Source organism: Methylobacterium nigriterrae (assembly GCF_037106235.1).
GTDB lineage: Bacteria > Pseudomonadota > Alphaproteobacteria > Rhizobiales > Beijerinckiaceae > Methylobacterium > Methylobacterium nigriterrae.
Window position 1 is genome coordinate 75,641 of sequence record NZ_JBAWTG010000005.1, and the last position, 19,653, is coordinate 95,293.

General features: G+C 73.7%; 17 protein-coding genes and 1 riboswitch. Of the genes, 8 read left to right on the top strand and 9 right to left on the bottom strand.

All coding sequences use genetic code 11. The annotated features are described in order from the left end of the window. Positions 1 to 258: 258 nt before the first annotated feature. From msrB to WDW90_RS05340, 5 genes are all read right to left on the bottom strand, one after another. The gene (gene msrB / locus WDW90_RS05320; protein WP_336486266.1) at positions 259 to 690 is read right to left on the bottom strand and encodes a peptide-methionine (R)-S-oxide reductase MsrB; all 432 of its coding nucleotides are present in this window, start codon (positions 688 to 690) and stop codon (positions 259 to 261) included. A gap of 66 nt (positions 691 to 756) precedes the next feature. After that, positions 757 to 1,914 carry a YihY/virulence factor BrkB family protein gene (locus WDW90_RS05325; protein ID WP_336486267.1) on the bottom strand — a complete coding sequence of 386 codons (1,158 nt, stop codon included), beginning with the start codon at positions 1,912 to 1,914 and terminating at the stop codon, positions 757 to 759. 124 nt (positions 1,915 to 2,038) lie between these two features. After that, positions 2,039 to 3,559, bottom strand: a complete 1,521-nt coding sequence (locus tag WDW90_RS05330; protein WP_336486268.1) for a malonate--CoA ligase — start codon at positions 3,557 to 3,559, stop codon at positions 2,039 to 2,041. Between the two features lie 42 nt (positions 3,560 to 3,601). Further along, on the bottom strand, positions 3,602 to 5,011 hold the full coding sequence (locus WDW90_RS05335; protein WP_336486269.1) for a malonyl-CoA decarboxylase: 1,410 nt from the start codon (positions 5,009 to 5,011) through the stop codon (positions 3,602 to 3,604). A 139-nt stretch (positions 5,012 to 5,150) separates the two neighbouring features. Beyond that, a complete protein-coding gene (locus WDW90_RS05340; RefSeq protein ID WP_336486270.1) occupies positions 5,151 to 5,354 on the bottom strand; it encodes a hypothetical protein in 204 nt (67 codons plus the stop codon). A gap of 340 nt (positions 5,355 to 5,694) precedes the next feature. Here WDW90_RS05340 and WDW90_RS05345 point away from each other — a divergent pair, with 340 nt between their 5' ends. Next, a complete protein-coding gene (locus tag WDW90_RS05345; protein ID WP_336486271.1) occupies positions 5,695 to 6,867 on the top strand; it encodes an MFS transporter in 1,173 nt (390 codons plus the stop codon). Between the two features lie 4 nt (positions 6,868 to 6,871). Here the strand turns inward: WDW90_RS05345 and cobD are convergent, their stop codons facing one another. Further along, a complete protein-coding gene (gene cobD / locus WDW90_RS05350; RefSeq protein WP_336486272.1) occupies positions 6,872 to 7,906 on the bottom strand; it encodes a threonine-phosphate decarboxylase CobD in 1,035 nt (344 codons plus the stop codon). Between cobD and cbiB the strand changes: the two genes are divergently transcribed. Continuing rightward, positions 7,883 to 8,878, top strand: coding sequence for an adenosylcobinamide-phosphate synthase CbiB (gene cbiB, locus WDW90_RS05355; protein ID WP_336486274.1), 996 nt, complete (start codon positions 7,883 to 7,885; stop codon positions 8,876 to 8,878). The genes cobD and cbiB overlap by 24 nt on opposite strands. Here cbiB and WDW90_RS05360 read toward each other — a convergent pair. From WDW90_RS05360 to cobU, 3 genes are all read right to left on the bottom strand, one after another. Beyond that, entirely contained in the window at positions 8,868 to 10,343 is a 1,476-nt protein-coding gene (locus WDW90_RS05360; RefSeq protein WP_336486275.1) for a cobyric acid synthase, read from the bottom strand. The genes cbiB and WDW90_RS05360 overlap by 11 nt on opposite strands. 271 nt (positions 10,344 to 10,614) lie before the next feature. Beyond that, on the bottom strand, positions 10,615 to 11,226 hold the full coding sequence (cobO, locus tag WDW90_RS05365; RefSeq protein WP_336486277.1) for a cob(I)yrinic acid a,c-diamide adenosyltransferase: 612 nt from the start codon (positions 11,224 to 11,226) through the stop codon (positions 10,615 to 10,617). Positions 11,227 to 11,262: 36 nt separating this feature from the next. Next, complete coding sequence (gene cobU, locus WDW90_RS05370; protein WP_336486278.1) at positions 11,263 to 11,793, bottom strand: bifunctional adenosylcobinamide kinase/adenosylcobinamide-phosphate guanylyltransferase; 531 nt, start codon at positions 11,791 to 11,793, stop codon at positions 11,263 to 11,265. A gap of 265 nt (positions 11,794 to 12,058) precedes the next feature. Further along, a riboswitch (cobalamin riboswitch) is annotated at positions 12,059 to 12,251 on the top strand. A 35-nt stretch (positions 12,252 to 12,286) separates the two neighbouring features. On the opposite strand from cobU, the gene WDW90_RS05375 reads away from it, so the two are divergent. Genes WDW90_RS05375 through cobG form a run of 6 tightly spaced genes read left to right on the top strand, consistent with a single transcriptional unit; the run spans position 12,287 to position 19,653 of the window. Then, the gene (locus WDW90_RS05375) at positions 12,287 to 12,469 is read left to right on the top strand and encodes a CbtB domain-containing protein (RefSeq protein WP_336486279.1); all 183 of its coding nucleotides are present in this window, start codon (positions 12,287 to 12,289) and stop codon (positions 12,467 to 12,469) included. A 28-nt stretch (positions 12,470 to 12,497) separates the two neighbouring features. Then, positions 12,498 to 13,277, top strand: coding sequence for a CbtA family protein (locus WDW90_RS05380; RefSeq protein WP_336486280.1), 780 nt, complete (start codon positions 12,498 to 12,500; stop codon positions 13,275 to 13,277). Continuing rightward, positions 13,270 to 13,683, top strand: a complete 414-nt coding sequence (locus WDW90_RS05385) for a DUF1636 family protein (protein WP_336486281.1) — start codon at positions 13,270 to 13,272, stop codon at positions 13,681 to 13,683. Before WDW90_RS05380 ends, WDW90_RS05385 begins: the two co-directional genes overlap by 8 nt. Then, the gene (gene cobW / locus WDW90_RS05390; protein ID WP_336486282.1) at positions 13,683 to 14,717 is read left to right on the top strand and encodes a cobalamin biosynthesis protein CobW; all 1,035 of its coding nucleotides are present in this window, start codon (positions 13,683 to 13,685) and stop codon (positions 14,715 to 14,717) included. Before WDW90_RS05385 ends, cobW begins: the two co-directional genes overlap by 1 nt. Positions 14,718 to 14,728: 11 nt before the next feature. Next, entirely contained in the window at positions 14,729 to 18,208 is a 3,480-nt protein-coding gene (gene cobN / locus WDW90_RS05395) for a cobaltochelatase subunit CobN (RefSeq protein WP_336486283.1), read from the top strand. Next, positions 18,205 to 19,653 carry a precorrin-3B synthase gene (gene cobG, locus WDW90_RS05400; RefSeq protein WP_336486284.1) on the top strand — a complete coding sequence of 483 codons (1,449 nt, stop codon included), beginning with the start codon at positions 18,205 to 18,207 and terminating at the stop codon, positions 19,651 to 19,653. The genes cobN and cobG overlap by 4 nt, the downstream gene beginning before the upstream one ends.

Genomic DNA, 19,653 nt, shown 5'->3' on the forward strand with positions numbered 1-19,653 from the left:
GAGGATTCGCCCGCCGCAGCCGGGCGACTGCGGGACTGGCGCATTCTACCGTCGTGATCCCGGACCCGAGGCCGAAACGAACATTGTCCGGTACGTGACGAAAAGCTTCGCCAGGACGCAACAGAGTCTTCGTTCCGCCCCGCCAAAACCTCGGGCCGGGGAGGCACTGCGGCTTCAGGTTTGACAGGGACTAAGCAAAAAGGCGTCGAAATCAAGACCACGCGCGAAACGACACAGCCCGGCACCCGGCTGTCCCCATCAAATGCCCTGCGGCTCGCTGCCTTTCGGCTCGAAGTTGAGCGCGATGCCATTCATGCAGTAGCGAAGGCCGGTCGGGGCCGGCCCGTCATCGAAGACATGGCCGAGGTGGCCCTTGCAACGGGCGCAGTGAACCTCGGTGCGCACCATCCAGTGGCTGCGGTCCGCCTGGGTCTCCACGGCGCCCTCGATCGGCTCGAAGAAGCTCGGCCAGCCGGTCCCTGACTCGAACTTCGTGCCCGAGATGAAGAGCGGAGTCCCGCAACCGGCGCAGGTGAAGGTTCCGGGACGTTTCTCGGAGAGCAGGCAGCTCGTGCCGGCCCGCTCAGTCCCGTGCTCGCGAAGCACGCGGTATTGATCCGGCGTCAGGGCCTCGCGCCACTCGTGCTCGGAGCGGCTATCGGGCGCCGTGCCACCGTTCCGTTCGGCCATCGATTCCTCCATGCGTTCTTGCCTGCACCGATATGGTGATGGCGGCGCTCCGGGACGAGGCTGCGCTCAGGCCGGCGCCCCGACCGTGTCGGCCATGCGGGCTTCCCGGTCACCCAGCGGGCGTTCCGGCCCGGTCGTCGTATCCTGCGCAGTCTGATGCTCCATCTCGGCATTGATCTCGCCGCCGAGCAGCACGATCGTGGCGGAGATCCAGATCCAGGTCATGAAGCCGATGACGGCACCGAGCGAGCCATATGTCTCGTTGTAGTTGCCGAAGTTCGCCACGTACCAGGAGAACATCAGCGAGGCGACGAGCCAGAGGATGCAGGCCACGAGGCTCCCGGCCCCGACCCAGCGCCAGCGCGCGTGCTCGCGGCTCGGGCCGTATCGGTAGAGCACCGAGAGGCCGCCGAGCAACACCAGCATCAGGGCCGGCCAGCGCAAGAGGGCGATGAACCAGGCGCTATCGCTGATTCCGACGAATTGAAACACGACCGGCAGGACCACGATGGAGGTCAGGGCGAAGATGATGAACACCAGAGCCCCCACCGTGAAGGTCAGCGAGCGCAGGTTCAGCATCACGAAGGAGCGCTTTTCCTCCTCCTCGTAGACCACGTTGAGGGCATCGAACATCGCCTTCATGGCGGCGTTCGCGCTCCACAAGGAGATCGCCAAACTCGTGAAGAAGGTGAGGCTGAGCGTTCCCCCGCCCTTCGTCGCGATACGCTTCACCTGATCGCCGATGATCTCGATGGCGCCCGACGGCAGCACGCCCTGCAGGCTGGCGAGATGCTCGTTGATGACGCCGACGTCGGCGAAGAGACCGTAGCAGGCGACCAGCGCCGCCACGGCGGGAAACAGCGAGAGCAGCGTGTAGAAGGTGACGCCCGCGGCGACCGAGAGGACGCGATCCTTGTTGAACTCGAGATAGACCCGAACCGCGATATCCTTCCAACCGGATTCGGTGATCTCGGCCGGGTCGCGTGCCGCTCGACCGCGCTCGATCTGGCTGGCGGCGACGATCTCGGCCGCACGCCCCGAGTAGGACCGGGCGCCTCCGCCGGTGCCCCACGCAGGGTCCGGCTCGAGGTTTCCCCGCTCGCGGCCGCGCTTCGGCGAAGTCGCGAGCGCGATAAGGGCCGAGCCGAGGAACAGCGTCCACAGCACGGAGCCGACCCCGCCATTCGGCTGCGGATCGGGCGGCGGGGACGGGGACGCTGTCATGAGGGGACCGGACTGGGAGGCCCGCGCGATGATCCGCGCGCGGCAGCAAGAACGTCAGCGCGGGCGCGCTGTTCCGCGCATCCTGGCCGCCCGCCCATCGGGGTTGCAACGATCGCGCCGCGGTTCAGCCCCGATAAAGCTGTGCATGGGTCTCGCGCAGCACGTTCTTCTGAACCTTGCCCATGGTGTTGCGCGGCAGTTCCTCGGCGAACAGCACGCGCTTCGGCAGCTTGAACCGGGCGAGCCGCCCCTCGAGGTGCCTCAGGATCGCGGCCTCGTTGGGCGCCCCCGCGCCGGGGACGACGACGGCGGTGACGCCCTCGCCGAAATCGGCGTGCGGCACGCCGATCACCGCGGATTCGACGATGCCCGGCATCGCGTCGATCTCGGCCTCGATTTCCTTCGGGTAGACGTTGAAGCCGCCCGAGATGATGAGGTCCTTGCCGCGCCCGACGATGTGGACGTAGCCGCCGGCATCCACCTTGCCGAGATCGCCCGTGATGAAGAAGCCGTCCGCCTTGAACTCGGAGGCCGTCTTCTCGGGCATCCGCCAATATCCCTTGAACACGTTCGGCCCCTTCACCTCGATCATCCCGACCTCGCCGGGCGGAAGCGGCGTGCCGGATTCGGGATCCGTCACGCGCAGCGCGACGTCCGGGAGCGGGAACCCGACCGTGCCGGCGATCCGGGCGCCCTCGTACGGGTTCGAGGTGCTCATGTTGGTCTCGGTCATGCCGTAGCGCTCGAGAATCGCGTGACCGGTGCGGGCCTGCCACTCCCGATGGGTCTCCGCGAGGAGCGGAGCCGAGCCCGAAATGAAGAGGCGCATATGGGCTGTCGCCTCCCGTGTCAGGCCGGGCTCCTTGAGGAGGCGCGTGTAGAAGGTCGGCACGCCCATCATCGCGGTGGCGCGCGGCATCAGGCTCAGGATCTGCTTCGCGTCGAGACGCGGCAGGAAAAGCATGGTGCCGCCCGTGGCGAGCACGATGTTCGTCGCCACGAACAGGCCGTGGGTATGGAACACCGGCAGGGCATGGATCAGCACGTCATCGGCCGTGAAGCGCCAGACCCCGACGAGGGTTCTGGTGTTCGACGCCAGGTTCTCGTGGGAGAGCATCGCACCCTTCGAGCGGCCGGTGGTGCCCGAGGTATAGAGAATCGCCGCGAGGTCGTCCGGCTCGCGCGCCACGTCGATGAAGTCCGCTTGCGCCGCGTCGGCGGCATCCGCTATCGTGCCGCGCCCATCCGCCCCGAGGGTGCGCAATTGTGCGACCCCCGCTTTGTCTGCCACCGCCGAGAGCGCGTCGCGCTTGGCCGGATCGCACACGAACAGGGCCGGCTCGGCATCCGAGAGGAAGTATTCGATCTCGGGACCCGTATAGGCCGTATTGAGCGGCAGGAAGATCGCGCCGGCCCGCACCGCACCGAGATAGAGGAAGATCACCTCCGGGCTCTTGTCGACTTGAACGGCCACTCGATCACCCGCCTTCACTCCGAGGCCGACGAGGGCGTTGGCGTAGGCTCCGGAGCGCTCCAGGAGATCGGCGTAGCTGTAGCGCCGCCCTTCGGGTGTCTCGATGAAGGCCTTGGCCGCGGGATCGGAAGGCAGGTGATCGCGGACGAGGTCGAAGAGGTGGTTGCTCATACCCGCGTGACTAGCACATCGCCGAATTTCTTGACGAGGGGATCACGCCTCCGCGAGCACCACGGCGCGCGGCGGGGGAAGGCTGGCGCGGAGCTCTCGGCTCACCGTGCCCGACGCCGCGACGGTGCCGAGATTGGCGTAGGTCTCGTGGTTCTTCTCGATCGCCGACAGGTCGTAGAGGTAGTTCACCATCAGGCCATGGGATTGCTTGAGGCCCTTCGCCGAGATGTCGCCGAGGAAATTCAGGCGCTCCAGCCGGGCGCCGTTGCCGAGATGGAAACGCGCGACCGGGTCGAGCGGGCGACCGCGATCGTTCTTGGCGCGCAGGAAGTAGGCTGCGGCAGCCGGAAGCAGCGCCTTGCGCACCGCCTCGCACTTCGCCTTCTCATGCGGCCAATCGCGCTCCTCAAGGAGTCGGAGAGCCTCGACATCATCGCGGGTCAGGCCCTGCGGCGCGTCCGCCCGCCGCTCACGCTCGAGCCAGCGGGCGAAGCCCGGCACGGGCGAGAGCGTCACGAAGGTTTTCAGCGTGGGAATCTCGCGCGCCAAATCCTCGACCACCTGCTTGATCAGGAAGTTGCCGAAGGTGACACCGGCGAGCCCTCGCTGGCAGTTCGAGATCGAGTAGAAGACCGCGGTGGTGGCGCCCCTCAGCGGCAGCGGCTCGCGCTCGTGCGCCAGGATCGGCGCGATCGCCGGGGCGATGCCGCCGGTAAGCGCCACCTCGACGAAGATCAGGGGCTCGTCCACCAGGGCAGGGTGAAAGAAGGCGAAGCAGCGCCGGTCCGTCGGCTCGATGCGTCTGCGCAGATCATCCCAGCCCTGGATCTCGTGGACCGCCTCGTAGCGGATGATCTTCTCCAGGATGTGCGCCGGCGTCGTCCAATCGATGTGGCGCAGCACGAGGAAGCCGCGGTTGAACCACGACGCGAACAGGTGCTCGAAGTCGCTGTCGAGGCTGTCGGCGGCGTCGATGAGGTCGGGCTCGGCGCCCTCCTCGGCGCGCAGCGCGCTGCGCAGGTCCATCAGGTCCTCCCGCATCCGCACCAGGGCGAGCGTGCCGTCCCGAGCGAGGTTCAGGCGCCGGATAAGTTCCTGACTGCGTGGTTCGGCCGCCTCGTGAAGCCGGCCGAGGCGCGCGCGTGTCGGGTCTGACCGGTAGGCCGCGATGGCTTCGTCGACGGCACCATGATCGGCGTCGAATTCCTGCGCGATGAGGCGCAGAAACGTGAGCCGCTCCGGCTTCGGGAAGGTCGCGTAGCGGTCGAGGATGAGGCGGGCCAACGCCACACCGGATGCCTCGCCTCGGCGAGAGATCAGATCTTCGCAGAGCTTGACCAACTCGGGGGCGCTCGCCCGTGCGGCGATATCGCCCCGTCCGAAGCTGATGAGCTCACGACCGCGGTCGCTGATTGTCTGGAGGAGGTCACCGAAGAAAGAGATCGCCGCCATGAAACGCCGTCCGCTCCTTCGCCGCTCACCGATGCGAGATGCCGGTCACCCGTATGATGGCCGCAGGCTCTCCGTTCTAGAGCCCCGTGCGCGCCGGGGCCAGAGCCCGAAACAGCGCGGCTCCCGTGCGCGCGCGAGGTCAGGCGCGCTCGCCGCCCGGAGCCTCGATCTCGGATCGGTCGGCACGCTCACGCCAATCGTCGACGCCGTGCTGGCGGGCGAAGCGCAACTCGGCGGCGCGGCGTGCCCGCTCGGGATCGCGTGCCCGCAGGATTCCGACGGACCCGACGGTGAAGGGCACTCCCAGGATGTCCTTGGCGAAGTGAACGCGGTAGTTCTGCATGCGGAACTCCCTGTTGTGTCGCAAAAACCGTCGTTGCGGCGGCGAATCGATGCGCGACGGGCCGTGCGTCCGCGATGAGACCCTGAATCCCCGCGGAATCACAAGGGCCGTCCGATGCGGAAACGACCGCTAAGTCCTTCCGCCGCAACGATCGGGATATGGGATGCGGGAGTCAGCATTGTAAGCCCGCACTTCCCGCGGTGCGTTCCGGCACCGCGCGCACAGGCCGTGGTTGCCAACGGCCTTGCCCGCTGCCTAGGCGGGGCCCCTAACCCTGCGAGCGAACGAGCCGTCCCATGCCGCTGCAGCCATCGCGCCTGCCGACCCCGCGAGCGCGTCCGTGACCGGAGCCGAACAGAGACTGACGACGACGGCACGCCTCGGCCTGACGCTGATCGCGGGCGGAGCGGTCGCCAACATCTACTATAACCAGCCCCTGCTCGGCATGCTGGTGGCCGAGTTCGGCGCCCGCGCCGCCATCTGGATTCCGACCGCCTGCCTGGTCGGCTACGGGCTCGGGATTCTCGGCCTCGTGCCGCTGGGCGACAGCCTGCCGCGGCGCAGCCTCATCATCGGCCAGCTCCTGGGCCTGAGCCTCACCCTGCTGGTTGCCGGCACGAGCCCGAACCTCGGTGTGCTGGCGCTGGCGAGCCTCGTGATCGGCATCCTGGCCTCGGCCGCGCAGCAGGCCGTGCCCTTCGCGGCGGAACTCGCGCCGGATGCGAGCCGGGGGCGCATCGTCGGCCAGGTGATGACCGGCCTCCTCACCGGCATCCTACTGGCCCGGACCGCGAGCGGCATCGTGGGCGCCCAGTTCGGATGGCGCGCCGTGTTCTTCGCCGCCGCTGGGGTGGCGCTCGCCATGGCGGGCATCGCCGCCGCGACGCTGCCGCGCACGCCGCAGACGAAGCCGCTGCGCTATCGCGCCCTGATGCTCTCGATCCTGTACCTCGTGAAGACGCAGCCCGTGCTGCGCACCGCGAGCCTGTCGCAGGCCCTGCTGTTCGCGAGCTTCAACGCCTTCTGGGCGACGCTGGCGCTCCTCGTCGAGGCACCGCCCTTCGATATGACCGCCGCCGGGGCGGGCCTGTTCGGGGTGATCGGCGTGGCGGGCGCCTTCGTGGCACCGCTGTCGGGGCGCTTCACCGATCGGCGGGGCGCCCGGCCGGTGGTGCTCGGCGGCAGCCTCCTCGTGCTCGCGGCCTTCGCGGTGCTGTGGGCAGCGAGCGCGGGCTCGCTGGCGGCGGTGGTGATCGGGGTGCTGCTCATCGATATCGGGCTGAACGGGGCGCTCATCGCCAACCAGACCCGGGCCTACGCCCTGGTGCCGGGCGCGCGCGGGCGCATCAACACGGTGCTGTTCACCGTGATGTTCGTGTTCGGGGCGCTCGGGGCCTTCGCGGGCTCGCAGGCCTTCCTGAGGGCGGGTTGGCCGGGCGTGTGCACGGTCGGGCTGGTGCTGGCGGGGCTCGCCTGCCTTGTCGCCCTGCGCGACCGGCGCCGCGCGGCCTGAGGCGTCAGCGCAGGACCCGCGAGAGGCGGCACCATTCGGCCTTGCCGGCGGGGAGCCCGAAGCGGAGCCGGTCGGGCGCGGACTCGAAGCGCCGGACATAGATCCCGGCCTCGCCGAGCCGGCGGAACAGATTGATTCCGTTCGGAAAATCGGCGCAGCGGAACAGAGCCGTGCCGCCGACGATCCGGCCGCCCGCCCGCGCGATCATGCGGTCGAGGCGCTCCGAGTCGGCCCGGCGCCCGGCCGCGGCCTCGGCCCGCCAGGCCCCGTCGGCGAGGGCGGCCCGGCCGATGGCGAGCGCCGGACCCGAGACCGCCCAGGGGCCGAGCGCCGCCGCGATCCGGGCGGCGAGATCCTCTTCCGCCACCGCGAAGCCGAGGCGGATCCCGGCGAGCCCGTAGGTCTTGCCGAAGGAGCGCAGCACGACGAGGCCGGGCCCGACGCCTGGGCAGAGGCTCTCCACGGGCTCGAGATCCGCGAAGGCCTCGTCGACGACGAGGAGCCCGCCGCGGGCCGAGAGGCGCCCGGCCAATCGGAACAAACCATGAGCGTCGTGCACGCGTCCGTCCGGGTTGTTCGGATTGACCACGACCACGATTGCAGCCTCCCCGGCCGCCTCGGGATCCGGAACCGTCGCGACCGCGTGGCCGGCCCGGGCCCAGGCAGCGGCGTGCTCGGCATAGGTCGGCCCGACGACCGCCACCCGCTGCGGTTGCATGAGCCGCGGCAGCGTCTCGATCAGGACCTGGGTGCCGGGCGCCGCGACCACCTGGTCGGCCCGCGCTCCGTAGGCCGCGGCGGCGGCCTCGCGCAGGGCGGCGAGGTCGGCGGCCGAGGGCAGGCGCCGGAACAGGCTGGCCTCCAGCGGCGGGCAGGGATAGGGGACCGGGTTGATCCCCGTCGACAGGTCGATCCAGGGCTCGGGCGCGCCGGGAAACAGGCGCCGCGCGGCGCTCAGGTCGCCGCCATGGGCGATCACGGCCCCGGCCCCCGCCTGACCGCCTCCCGAGACCCGATGCCCTGGACCGCGCTCACCCATCCGCCCGACACGCTCGCTGCCCTGGCGCTCGCCCTCGCGGTCGAGGCGGCCTCCGGCTACCCGGACGCGCTCTACAGGGCGGCCGGGCACCCTGTCACCTGGATCGGCCGGCTGATCGACCGGCTCGAGGCCGGGCTGAACCGGGGCGGCCCGGGCGCGCGACGGGCCGGGGGCGTGCTGGCGCTCCTGATCTTCCTGGGCCTAGTCGGCGTCTTCGCCCTGGCGCTGACGGCGCTGGCGGGGCTCGCCGGGCCCGTGGCGGGCCTTGTCCTCGTGGCGCTCCTCTGCGCGAGCCTGCCGGCGCAGCGGAGCCTTCACGACCACGTCGCCCGCGTCGCCCGGGACCTGCGGGGAGAGGGCCTGGCCGGCGGGCGGCGCGCCGTCGCGATGATCGTCGGCCGCGATCCCGAGACCCTCGACGAGGCCGGGATCTGCCGGGCCGCCATCGAGAGCCTCGCGGAGAATTTCTCCGACGGGATCGTCGCGCCCGCCTTCTGGATCGGCGCGGGGGGCCTGCCCGGCGGGGCGCTCTACAAGGCGATCAACACGGCCGACAGCATGATCGGCCACCGCACCCCGCGGTACGAGAGCTTCGGCTGGGCCTCCGCCCGCCTCGACGACCTCGTGAACCTGCCGGCCTCCCGGCTCTCGGCGGCCCTGATCGTCGCGGCCGCCGCGCTCCACCGGGACGCCTCGGCCCGGGGCGCCTGGCGGGCGGTCGCGCGGGACGCCCGGCGCCACCGCTCGCCCAATGCCGGCTGGCCGGAGGCCGCGATGGCGGGCGCCCTCGGCCTGCGGCTCGCCGGGCCGCGCGTCTACGGCGGCAGGCGGGTCGACGATGCCTGGATGGGCGAGGGCCGTGCCGAGGCGGAGCCCACCGACATCGAGCGGGCGCTCGGGCTCTACCGCAGGGCCTGCCTCATCCTGCTCGGGCTCGCCTGCGCCGGGGCGTCGCTGGCCCTCATGGCGTGAGGCGGCCGCCGGGGCCGCACCCGGCCAGCGCCAGCAGCCGGTCGCAATCGACGTGAGCCTCGATGTGGCGGGCGAGGCCGTCGAGGGCCGCCTCGACGCCGGCCTCGTAGGAGTGGCCGGCCGAGGCGGCGCCGAGGCGGGCGAGCCAGGCGGCGCGCTGGCGGTCGTCGGCGAAGAGCCCGTGCACGTAGGTGCCGGCGACGAGCCCGTCCGCCGAGACCGCGCCGTCCGGCCGGCCGTCGGCGAGGCGCAGCAGCGGGCGGGCCGCGTCGGGGCCCGCCGTGTCTCCCACATGCATCTCGTAGCCGGCGAACGGCACGCCGTCCGGCAGGCTCGCGCCCGACACCGCCTCCAGGCGCTTGAGCGGCGTCATCACGGTCTCGACCTCGAGGAGGCCGAGGCCCGGCACGGTCCGGGGCGCGCCCTCGATGCCGTGCGGGTCGCTCAAGGAGCGCCCGAGCATCTGGTAGCCGCCGCACAGGCCGAGCACCCGGCCGCCCCGGCGCCGATGCGCCCGGATGTCGATGTCCCAGCCCTGCGCGCGCAGGACGTCGAGGTCGTCGATCGTGGTCTTCGAGCCCGGCAGCAGCACCAGCGCCGCGTCCCCGGGGATCGCCTCGCCGGGCCGTACCAGCACGACCGAGACGCCGGGCTCCGCCCGCAGCGGGTCGAGGTCGTCGAAATTCGCGATGCGCGGCAGCACCGGCACGGCGATTTTTCTCGAGCCGGAATCCGAGCCCTTCAGGCCGAGCACGTCCTCGGCCGGGAGCCTCGCCGCGTCGGGGAAATGCGGCACGAGCCCGAGCGCCTCCCAGCCGGTGCGGGCGGCGATGAGATCCATCCCGTCCGCGAACAGGCCCGGATCGCCCCGGAAGCGGTTGACGATGAAGCCCCGGATCAGGGCGGCATCCTCGGGGTCGATCACCGCCTGCGTGCCGACGAGGCTCGCGATGACGCCGCCGCGGTCGATGTCGCCGAGGAGCACCACGGGCGTGCCCGCCGCGCGGGCGAAGCCCATATTGGCGATGTCGCCCCGGCGCAGGTTGACCTCGGAGGCCGAGCCCGCCCCCTCGACGAGGACGAGGTCGGCCTCCCGCCCGAGCTGCGCGAAGCTCTGGAGCACCGCCTCGAGCAGGCGCGGCTTCCAGGCCTGGTAGTCGCGCGCCGTCACGGTCGCGACCATGCGGCCCTGCACCACGACCTGGGAACCGACCTCGCTCTGGGGCTTCAGCAGCACAGGGTTCATGTGGATCGAGGGCGCGACGCCCGCCGCCCGCGCCTGCAGCGCCTGCGCCCGCCCGATCTCGCCGCCATCCGGGGTGACGGCCGCGTTGTTCGACATGTTCTGCGGCTTGAACGGGCGCACCCGGAGGCCCCGCCGCGCGAAGGCCCGGGCGAGCCCGGCCACGATCAGCGACTTGCCGACGTCGGAGCCGGTGCCCTGGATCATCAGGGCGCGGGTCATGGGACGGGTCCCGGGCCGGCCAGGCGGGGGCGGGCCCCGACCGACCGGAGCGACGTGGGTCCGAATGTGCCGGACGGAGCGCGACGCGCCCCCTCTCCCGTGCGGGAGAGGGTCGGGGTGAGGGGTGCGACTTGTCCGGAAAGACCTGATCCCTCACCCGGTCCGCTCTCGCGGACTCGACCTCTCCCGCACGGGAGAGGTGGATCCGCGCCCGGTCCGGACCCGGCGATCCCCGGGGCCGGCCGGCTGCGGGCCGGCTCGCCGGCACCCATCAGAACTCGATCCCCGCCTGCGCCTTCACGCCGGCCGAGAAGTGGTGCTTGACGTTGCCCATCTCGGTGACGAGGTCGGCGGCCTCGATCAGGGCGGGCTTCGCGTTGCGGCCCGTGACGACGACGTGGAGGCCGGGGCGGCGGGCGCCAAGCGCGGCCAGCACGGCGTCGAGGTCGAGATAGTCGTAGCGCAGCGCGATGTTCAGCTCGTCGAGGACGAGAAGCCCGACCGTCCTGTCGGCCATCAGCTCCTCGGCCTTGACCCAGGCCGCCCGGCAGGCCGCGATGTCGCGCGCCCGGTCCTGCGTCTCCCAAGTGAAGCCCTCGCCCATCGTGTGCCAGGCGACGCGCTCCCCGAACGCCGCAAGGGCGTGGCGCTCGCCCGTGTCCCAGCCGCCCTTGATGAACTGCACGACGCCGACGCGGTGGCCGCGCCCGAGCGCCCGCAGCGCGAGGCCGAGCGCGGCCGTCGTCTTGCCCTTGCCGGGGCCCGTGTTGACGATGAGAAGGCCCTTCTCGATCGTCTTGGCGGCGACCTCGGCATCCTGCACCGCCTTGCGCCGCGCCATCTTCTCGCGGTGGCGGGCCTCGTCGTCCGGGCTCGGGGTCATGGGCTCCTCCGGGCGGTCATGGGCTCCTCCGGGCGTTCATGGGGTTCCTCCGGCCGGTTTCACGACGAGGGGCAGCCCCGCCACGGTGAGCACCACCCTGTCCGCCTGCGCGGCGAGGCGCTGGTGCAGGCGCCCGGCCTCGTCGCGGAAGCGGCGCGCGAGCGCGTTCTCGGGCACGATGCCGAGGCCGACCTCGTTGGCGACGAGCACCAGGGGGCCGGGCGCCGCCGCGCAGGCGGCGGCGAGCGCCTCGGCGGCGGCCGGAAGGTCGGTCTCGGCGAGCATCAGGTTGGTGAGCCAGAGCGTCAGGCAGTCGACCAGGACGGGACCGCGCCAGTCCCGCAGGGCGGCGGCGAGATCGACCGGCACGTCGCGGGTGACCCAGCCCTCCGGGCGGCGCTCCCGGTGGAGCGCGATGCGGGCGCGCATCTCCTCGTCCCAGGCCCGGGCGGTCGCGAGGTAGAGCCAGGGCGCGGCGTGCGCCTCGATCAGGGCCTCCGCATAGGCGCTCTTGCCCGAGCGCGCGCCGCCGAGCACCAGGGTCATCCGGGGTGGGGCCTGCCGCATGCGGGCTCCTTTGCCCCAAGGGACGCGGCCGGTCAAAGCGGCGGCCGGGGCGCCGATCGCGCCGGGTTGCGGGAAGCGAGGCCGCCGTCTCCCGGACGGGCCTGCACGGTCGCACGGCGCGAGGCGATCCCCTGATCCCACGCTTTGCGACGCGGCCCTCCTCCCCCGCAGATCTCGGGCCGGCCCGAGATCTGCCCTTGCCTGCCCGGACGAGAGATCTGGGCGAATCGCGAATCCTCCGCGTTGTGCGCGCCGCCGTGACAGGATAGAAGTCGCTCCGGACGGTGCCCCGGCGACGGGGTGAAAAGGGAATGCGGTGGGAGGTTCGCCTCGATGCCGCGGCTGCCCCCGCAACTGTGAGCGGTCAGCTCCTGCCAGACGGCCACCGGCGCGTGCCGGGAAGGCGGCAGGCGCGAGGACCCGCGAGCCAGGAGACCTGCCGTCCGCGGGACGATTCCTCGAACGCCGCCGGCGGGGCGGCCGGAGATTGACGATGTCGACGACCGTTCAGACCCTTGGTACCAGCACGGCCCGCGCGAACGAGGGCCTCTCGGCCGTCGTGATCGCCGCGCTTCTCGGCATCGGCCTCGTCTTCCTGGCCGGCTTCGCGCCCGCCTCGGCGCTCCACAACGCCGCGCACGATTTCCGGCACACGCAGAACTTTCCCTGCCACTGACCGCCCGGCGCGCAGGCTCCACGCCTCCATGATCATCCGGCTCCTGTCGGCGGCCCTCGTCGCCGGCTTCCTCGCGGCCGTCGTCGCGACGGGCCTGCAACTCGGCCTGACCTCGCCGCTCATCATCGCGGCCGAGCGCTACGAGGCGCAGGCCGAGACCCACGCGGCACGCGTCGCGCCTTGGACCCACGCGGCGCGCGTCGCGCCCGGCCTGCCGATCGTGCTCGCGCACGGTCACGGCGAGGACGGCCCTGCGCATGGCGGGTCCGGCGCCGCGCCCGCCTGGCAGCCGGGCCCCGGCCTGCCCCGCATGGCCTTCACGGGGCTCGCGACCCTGATCGGCGGGGTCGGCTACGCGCTGCTCCTCGGGGCGGCGATGCTGGCCTGCCGGCGCGAGCCCACGCCCGAGCGGGCGCTCGCCTTCGCGGTGGCGGGCTTCGCCGCGGCGGCGCTCGCCCCGGCGCTCGGCCTGCCGCCGGAACTGCCCGGCAGCGAGGCGGCCCCGCTCGCCGCCCGACAGGCCTGGTGGCTGATGACCGCGGCGGCGACCGCCATGGGCCTCTACCTCATCGCGATCCGGCGCGCCGGCATCGCGATCGTCGGGGGCCTCGTGCTGATCGTCGCCCCGCATCTCGCCGGCGCGCCGGAGGTCGGCGTCTCGCCCTCCGCCCTGCCGGCGGGGCTCGCCGCGCAGTTCGCCGCCCGCTCGCTCGCCGTCAGCTTCGTGTTCTGGGCCGTGATCGGGCTCGCCTTCGGCTGGGCCTGGCAGGTCTTCGGCCGCACCGCCCCGGCGCCCGCCCGTGCCTGAGGCCGCACCCGAGGACGTGGTGCTCTATGTCTGCACCACCTGCCGGGCCGAGGGCGACACCTCGGAGATCCGGGCCGGCGCGCGGCTCAGGGCGGCGCTGGACGCCCGCCTCGGCGCGGCGCCGGTGCCGGGCCTGCGGATCGAGCCGGTGGAGTGCCTCTCGGTCTGCAAGCGGCCCTGCACGGTCGCGGTCGCCTCGGCGGGCCGCTGGACCTACGTCTACGGCGACCTCGACCCGGAGAGCGCCGCCGAGACCCTGCTCGCCGGGCTCGGCCTCTATGCCGGCACGCCGGACGGCATCGTGCCCTGGCGGGCGCGGCCCGAGATCTTCAAGCGCGGCGTGGTCGCCCGCATCCCCCCGTTCCCGTCCCAGGCGGACGGGACCCTGCCTGAGGCCGCTGAGTGATGAGCATCGTCCAGAAGATCCCGTGCACCATCGTCACGGGCTTCCTCGGGGCCGGCAAGACGACGCTGGTGCGCCACCTGCTGGAGCAGGCGCGGGGGCGGCGCCTCGCGATCCTCGTCAACGAGTTCGGCGATGTCGGCTTCGACGGCTCGTTCCTGGCCGCCTGCGGGGTCGAGGGCTGCGGCGAGGACGCGATCGTGGAGCTGCCGAACGGCTGCATCTGCTGCACGGTGGCGGACGATTTCGTGCCGGCGCTGAACACGCTGCTCGGTCGCGCCGAGCCGCCCGAGCACATCCTGATCGAGACCTCGGGCCTTGCCCTGCCGAAGCCCCTCGTCCAGGCCTTCCAGTGGCCGGCGATCCGCTCGCGCGTCACGGTCGACGGCGTCGTCGCGGTGGTGGACGGCCCGGCGGTCGCCGCCGGCCTCTTCGCCGAGGACCCGGCAGCGCTCGCCGCCCAGCGTGCCGCGGATGCCAGCGTCGACCACGACAACCCGCTGGAAGAAGTGTTCGAGGACCAGCTCCTCTGCGCCGACCTCGTGGTGCTCAACAAGTCCGACCTCCTCGACGCGGACGCGCGCGCCGGGGTGCGGGCCGAGGTGGAGCGCCAGCTTCCCCGCGCCGTGAAGGTGGTGGAGACCGCCCACGGCGCGATCGACCCGCGCGTGCTGCTCGGGCTCGGCGCGGCGGCCGAGGACGACCTCGACGCCCGCCCCTCGCACCACGGCGAGGGCGAGGACCACGACCACGACGATTTCGAGACGGTCGCCCTGCCGGTCCGCCCGGCCGTCGCGGCGGCCGACCTCGCGGCGCGGGTCGAGCGGGCGGCCGAGACCGCGGGCGTGCTGCGCATCAAGGGCTTCGCCGAGGTCGAGGGCAAGCCGATGCGGCTCGTGGTGCAGGGCGTGGGCCGGCGCGTCGCCCACCATTTCGACCGGCCCTGGCGGCCGGGCGAGGCCCGCGACGGCCGCCTCGTGGTGATCGGCCTCAAGGGCTTCGACCGGAACGCCGTCGCGGCGGCGCTGGCGGGATGATATAGGACGCCATGCACCTCCTGCGCGTCGACACGGTCTCCCTCGACGAGGGCGAGGCGGCGGTCGATCTCGGGCAGGCGCCGGGCGACATCGTCGTCCTGTCCTTCACCGATTCGGACCTCGCCGGCCTCGCGGAGGCGCAGGGCGCGCTGGGCCCCGGCCGGCCCAGCCTGCGGCTCGCCAAGCTCGCGCGGCTGCGCCACCCGATGTCGGTGGACCTCTACGTGGACGGCGTCATCGCACGGGCGAAGATCGCGGTGATCCGCTGCCTCGGCGGGCTCGACTACTGGCGCTACGGCATCGAGCGGGCGCACGCGGTGTCGCGCCGGAACGGCGTCGCCCTCGTGGTGCTGCCGGGCGACGACCGGCCGGACCCGCGGCTTGCCGCCTTCTCGACGCAGCCCGCGCTCGCGAGCGAGATCGATGCCTATTTCCGCGCCGGCGGCCCGGACAACCTGCGCCGCATGCTCGGCCGGCTCGCGGCCGAGATCGGGTGCCCCGCCGCGGTCGAGCCGCCGGTGCCGCTGCCGCGCGCCTTCCCCTGGTGCCCCGGCTGCGGGCCGGCCGCGCTCGAGACCGCGCTCGCGGCGGCGGGCGATGCGGGCGCGCCGCTCGCCCTCCTCCTCGTCTACCGCTCGGCCGTGCTCGCGGGCGATGGCGGCCCGGTCGCGGCGCTCGCCGAGGCGCTGCGGGCGCGCGGCCTCGGCCCGCTGATCCTCGCGGTGTCGAGCCTGAAGGACCCGGAGGCGCTGGCGGTCCTGCGCGAGGCCCTCGACCGGCGGCGCCCCGACGTGATCGTGGCCGCCACCGCCTTCTCGGCGCGGGAGGATGCGGGCTTCGTGCTCGACCGCGCCGACTGCCCGGTCATCCAGGCCTTCACGGTCGGCGGCCCGCGCGCGGCCTGGGAGGCGTCCGCCCGGGGCCTGAACGCCGCCGACCTCGCCATGCAGGTGGCGCTGCCCGAATTCGACGGGCGGCTCTCGGGCTTTCCGATCGCCTTCAAGGAGGAGGCGCCCGAGGTCGAGGGCTTCGCCGAGCGCCGCGCCGTGCCGGACCCGGCCGGCATCGCGGCTCTGGCCGAGCGCGCCGCCGCCTGGGTGCGGCTCGCCCGCGCGCCGCGCGCCGGGCGCCGCCTCGCGATCGTGCTCTCGGACTATCCCGCCCGCGGCGGCCGGGCCGGCTTCGCGGTCGGCCTCGATACACCCGAGAGCGCGCGCGCCATCGTGGCCGACCTCGCGGCGGCGGGCTACGCGGCGGGCGAGGCCCCGGCGGGCGAGGCGCTGATGCGGGCGCTGACCGGCGGGGAAGCCGGCTTCGCGGTGCCGCTCGCCGCTTACCGGGCCTGGCTCGGCACCCTGCCGGAGGCGTTGCGCGAGGCCCTCGACGCCCGCTGGGGCGCCCCGGAGGACGATCCCGCTTGCCGCGACGGGGCATTCCGCTTCCCGATGGTGGAGGCCGGTCCTCCCTCTCCCCTCCACGGCCTCATCCTGAGGCGCCGCGAAGCGGCCTCCAAGGAGATATCCAGCGGCCGTAGCGCGATCTGGAACCCTCCTTCGAGGCTGCCGCTCGCGGCAGCACCTCAGGATGAGGTCGCGGGAGGGAGCGGCGAACCTGTCGGCTTCCCGGCGGCCCAGCCCCTCGCCCTCTTCCTCCAGCCCGACCGCGGCCGCGGCGCCGACCGCAAGGCCGGCTACCACGATCCCGACGCGCCGCCGACGCATGCCTATCTCGCCTTCTATCTCGGCCTGCGGGAGCACTTCGACGCGCTCATCCACCTCGGCACGCACGGCACCACCGAGTGGCTGCCCGGCAAGGCCGTGGCGCTCTCGCCCGAATGCTGGCCGGCTTTGGCCACCGGCGCCCTGCCGGTGATCTATCCCTTCATCGTCGACGATCCCGGCGAGGCCGCGCCGCTGAAGCGCCGGCTCGGCGGCATCGCGCTCGGCCATCTGACGCCCCGCACGCGAGCCGCCGGGCTCGCGCCGGAGGTGGCGCGCCTGCGCGAGCTCGTGGAGGAATATTCCGCCGCCAGCGTGCTCGACCCGCGCCGGGCGGAGATCCTGGCGGGCGCGATCCTCGACGAGGCGGAGGCCGCGGGCCTCCTCGACGGGGCCGGGATCGGCCCGGGCACCGCCATGGCCGACGCGCTCACGGCGCTCGACGCGCATCTGTGCGATCTCGGCGAGACCGTCTTCCGCGACGGGCTCCACGTCTTCGGCCGCGCCGCCGCCGACGCGCCCGAGGCCGTGCGGGCCTGCGCCGAGGCCGAGCGCGCCGGGCTGATCGCGGCGCTCGACGGCCGCTTCGTGGCACCCGGCCCCGCCGGCTCGCCCGCGCGCGGGCGCCGGGACGTGATGCCGACGGGGCGCAACCTCACCACCCTCGACCCCCGCGCGGTCCCGACGCGCGCCGCCTCCCTGCTCGGCTCCAGGGCCGCCGAGGCGGTGGTGACGCGCTACCTCCAGGACGAGGGCGAGTACCCGGCCCGGATCGTCATGGACCTCTGGGCCTCGCCGACCCTGCGCACCGGCGGCGAGGACGTCGCCCATGCCCTCGCGCTGATGGGGGTCCGCCCGAGCTGGGACCATGCCAGCACGCGGGTGACCGGCTTCGAGGTTCTGCCGCTCGCGCTCCTCGACCGGCCGCGCATCGACGTGACGTTGCGGGTCTCAGGCGCCTTCCGGGACACCTTCCCGGAGACGCTCGCGCTCCTCGACCGGGCCGCCCGCGCGGTCGCGGCGCGCGAGGAGGAGGATGCCGAGAACCCGCTCGCCGCTGCCCGCCGCCGCGGCGAGGCGGGGGCCCGCGTCTACGGCGCGGCGCCGGGCCGCTACGGCGCGGGCGCCGCCGGGACCGCCCTCGACGGGGCCTGGGCGGCCTGGGCGGATCTCGGGCACGCCTATCTCGCCGCCACCACGCACGCCTATGGCGGGGCCGAGGACGCGGCCGATGCGGGCTTCGCCGCGCGCGTCGCCGGGGCCGACGCCTTCGTGCACGCCTTCGACGTGGCCGAGCGCGACCTCCTCGACGGGGACGCGGCCGTCGACGCGCTGGGGGGCTTCGCGGCCGCCGCCGCGCTCGCCGGCGCGTCGCCCGCCCTCTACAGCCTCGACGTCTCGCAGCCCGAGGCCCCGAAGGCCCGCAGCGCCCGCGAGGACGCCGCCCGCCTGATCCGGGGCCGCCTCGCCGACCCGCGCTGGATCGCGGGCCAGCTCCGCCACGGCTATCGCGGCGCGCAGGAACTGGCGCAGGGACTCGACGCCGTCTTCGTGCTGGCCGCGACCACCGACGCGGTTAGGCACGCCGATCTCGACCGGCTCTACGGTGCCTGGATCGCCGACCCCGAGGTGTTCGAGCGCTTGCGCGCCGCCAACCCGGCGGCGACGCGGGCGATCCTGGAGCGCTTCGAGGAGGCGCGCGCCCGCGGCCTCTGGCGGAGCCGCCGCAACGCCCGCGCCGCCGACGAGCTGATGCGGGAGGCGGCCGAATGAGCGCGCCGCGCCGGACCGCGCCCGAGGCACCGTCGCGCCGCGGCTGGTGCCCGGGCCTCGCCCGCCCGATGCCGACCGGCGACGGCCTCATCGCCCGCCTCCACCCGGCCGGCGGCGCGCTCTCGGCCGCCCGGCTCCGCGCGATCGCCGAGGCCGCGCGCCGGTTCGGCAACGGCCATGTCGACGTGACCGCGCGCGCCAACCTGCAGGTCCGGGGCGTCCGCGAGGACACGCGGCGCGGCCTCGCGGCGTTCCTCGAAGCCGCCGGCCTCGGCGATGCCCGCCGCGACGGCGGCCCGCAGCGCCTGACGCTGACCCACCCGCTCGCCGGGCTCGATCCGGCGGAGCGGTTCGACGTGGGCGGCCTCGCCCGCGCCGTCGAGGCGCGGGGCCTCGCCGTGCCGGGCCTGCCGGCCAAGACGCTCGTCGTCATCGAGGGCGAGCGCCGGCGCCTCGGCGAGACGGGCGCGGACATCAGGGTGCGCGCCTGCGGGCCGGACCGGGCGGCGATCGGGCTCGCGACGGCGGACGGCACCGACTGGATCGGGATCTGGGACGCGGCCGACATCGCCGCGGCGGTCGGCGCGATCCTCGCCGCCCTCGCCCGCACCGGGCGGCGGCGCGTGCGGGACCTGTCGCCGGAGGAGCGAGCAGGGGTCTCTTCCCCTTGCGGGGCGGAGGTCCGCTCCTCGGCCGCGGACGGTCTCGCCGGAGCCCCCTCTCCCGTGCGGGAGAGGGTTGGGGTGAGGGATGCGACATCTCCGGATGCGTCGTACCCCTCACCCGGTGCGCTTCGCGCACTCGACCTCTCCCGCACGGGAGAGGTGGCGGGCGCGTCCGCCCGGGTCGTCGCGCCTCCCCCGCGCGACCTCGGCGCGCTTCCGGCCGGCCTCGTCCCGCTCGGTCTCGGAGGGGTCGCCGTCGCGGTCGAGGCGCCGTTCGGGCGCTGCGACGCGGACGGGCTCGATCGGCTGGCGGAGATCGCGGACACACTCGCGAGGCCGGAGATCCGCCTGTCGCCGAGCCGCGGCTTCGTGCTGGCGACGCCCGAGGCGCGGACCGCGGCCGGCGCGCTCGCGGCGCTCGCGGGCGCCGGCTTCATCACCGATCCCGGCGATCCGCGCCGCGCCGTCGCCGCCTGCCCCGGAGCGCCGGCCTGCGCCTCGGGCTCGACGCCCACCCTCGTCGATGCCGCGCGTCTCGCGGAGGCGTTCCGGCCCTTCGCGGCCCGGGGCCTCAGCGCGCATGTCTCGGGCTGCGCCAAGGGCTGCGCCCGGCCGGGCGCGGCCGACCTCGCGCTCGTCGGCGCGGACGGCCTCTACGGCGTCGTGCCCGGCGGCGCGCCGGGTGCCGAGCCGGCGATGCAACTGACTTTCGAGGCGGCGCTGGAGCGCGTAAGGAGGGCGGATCCCGCCCTCGGCCTCGCTCACGCTTTCAGGACCTGA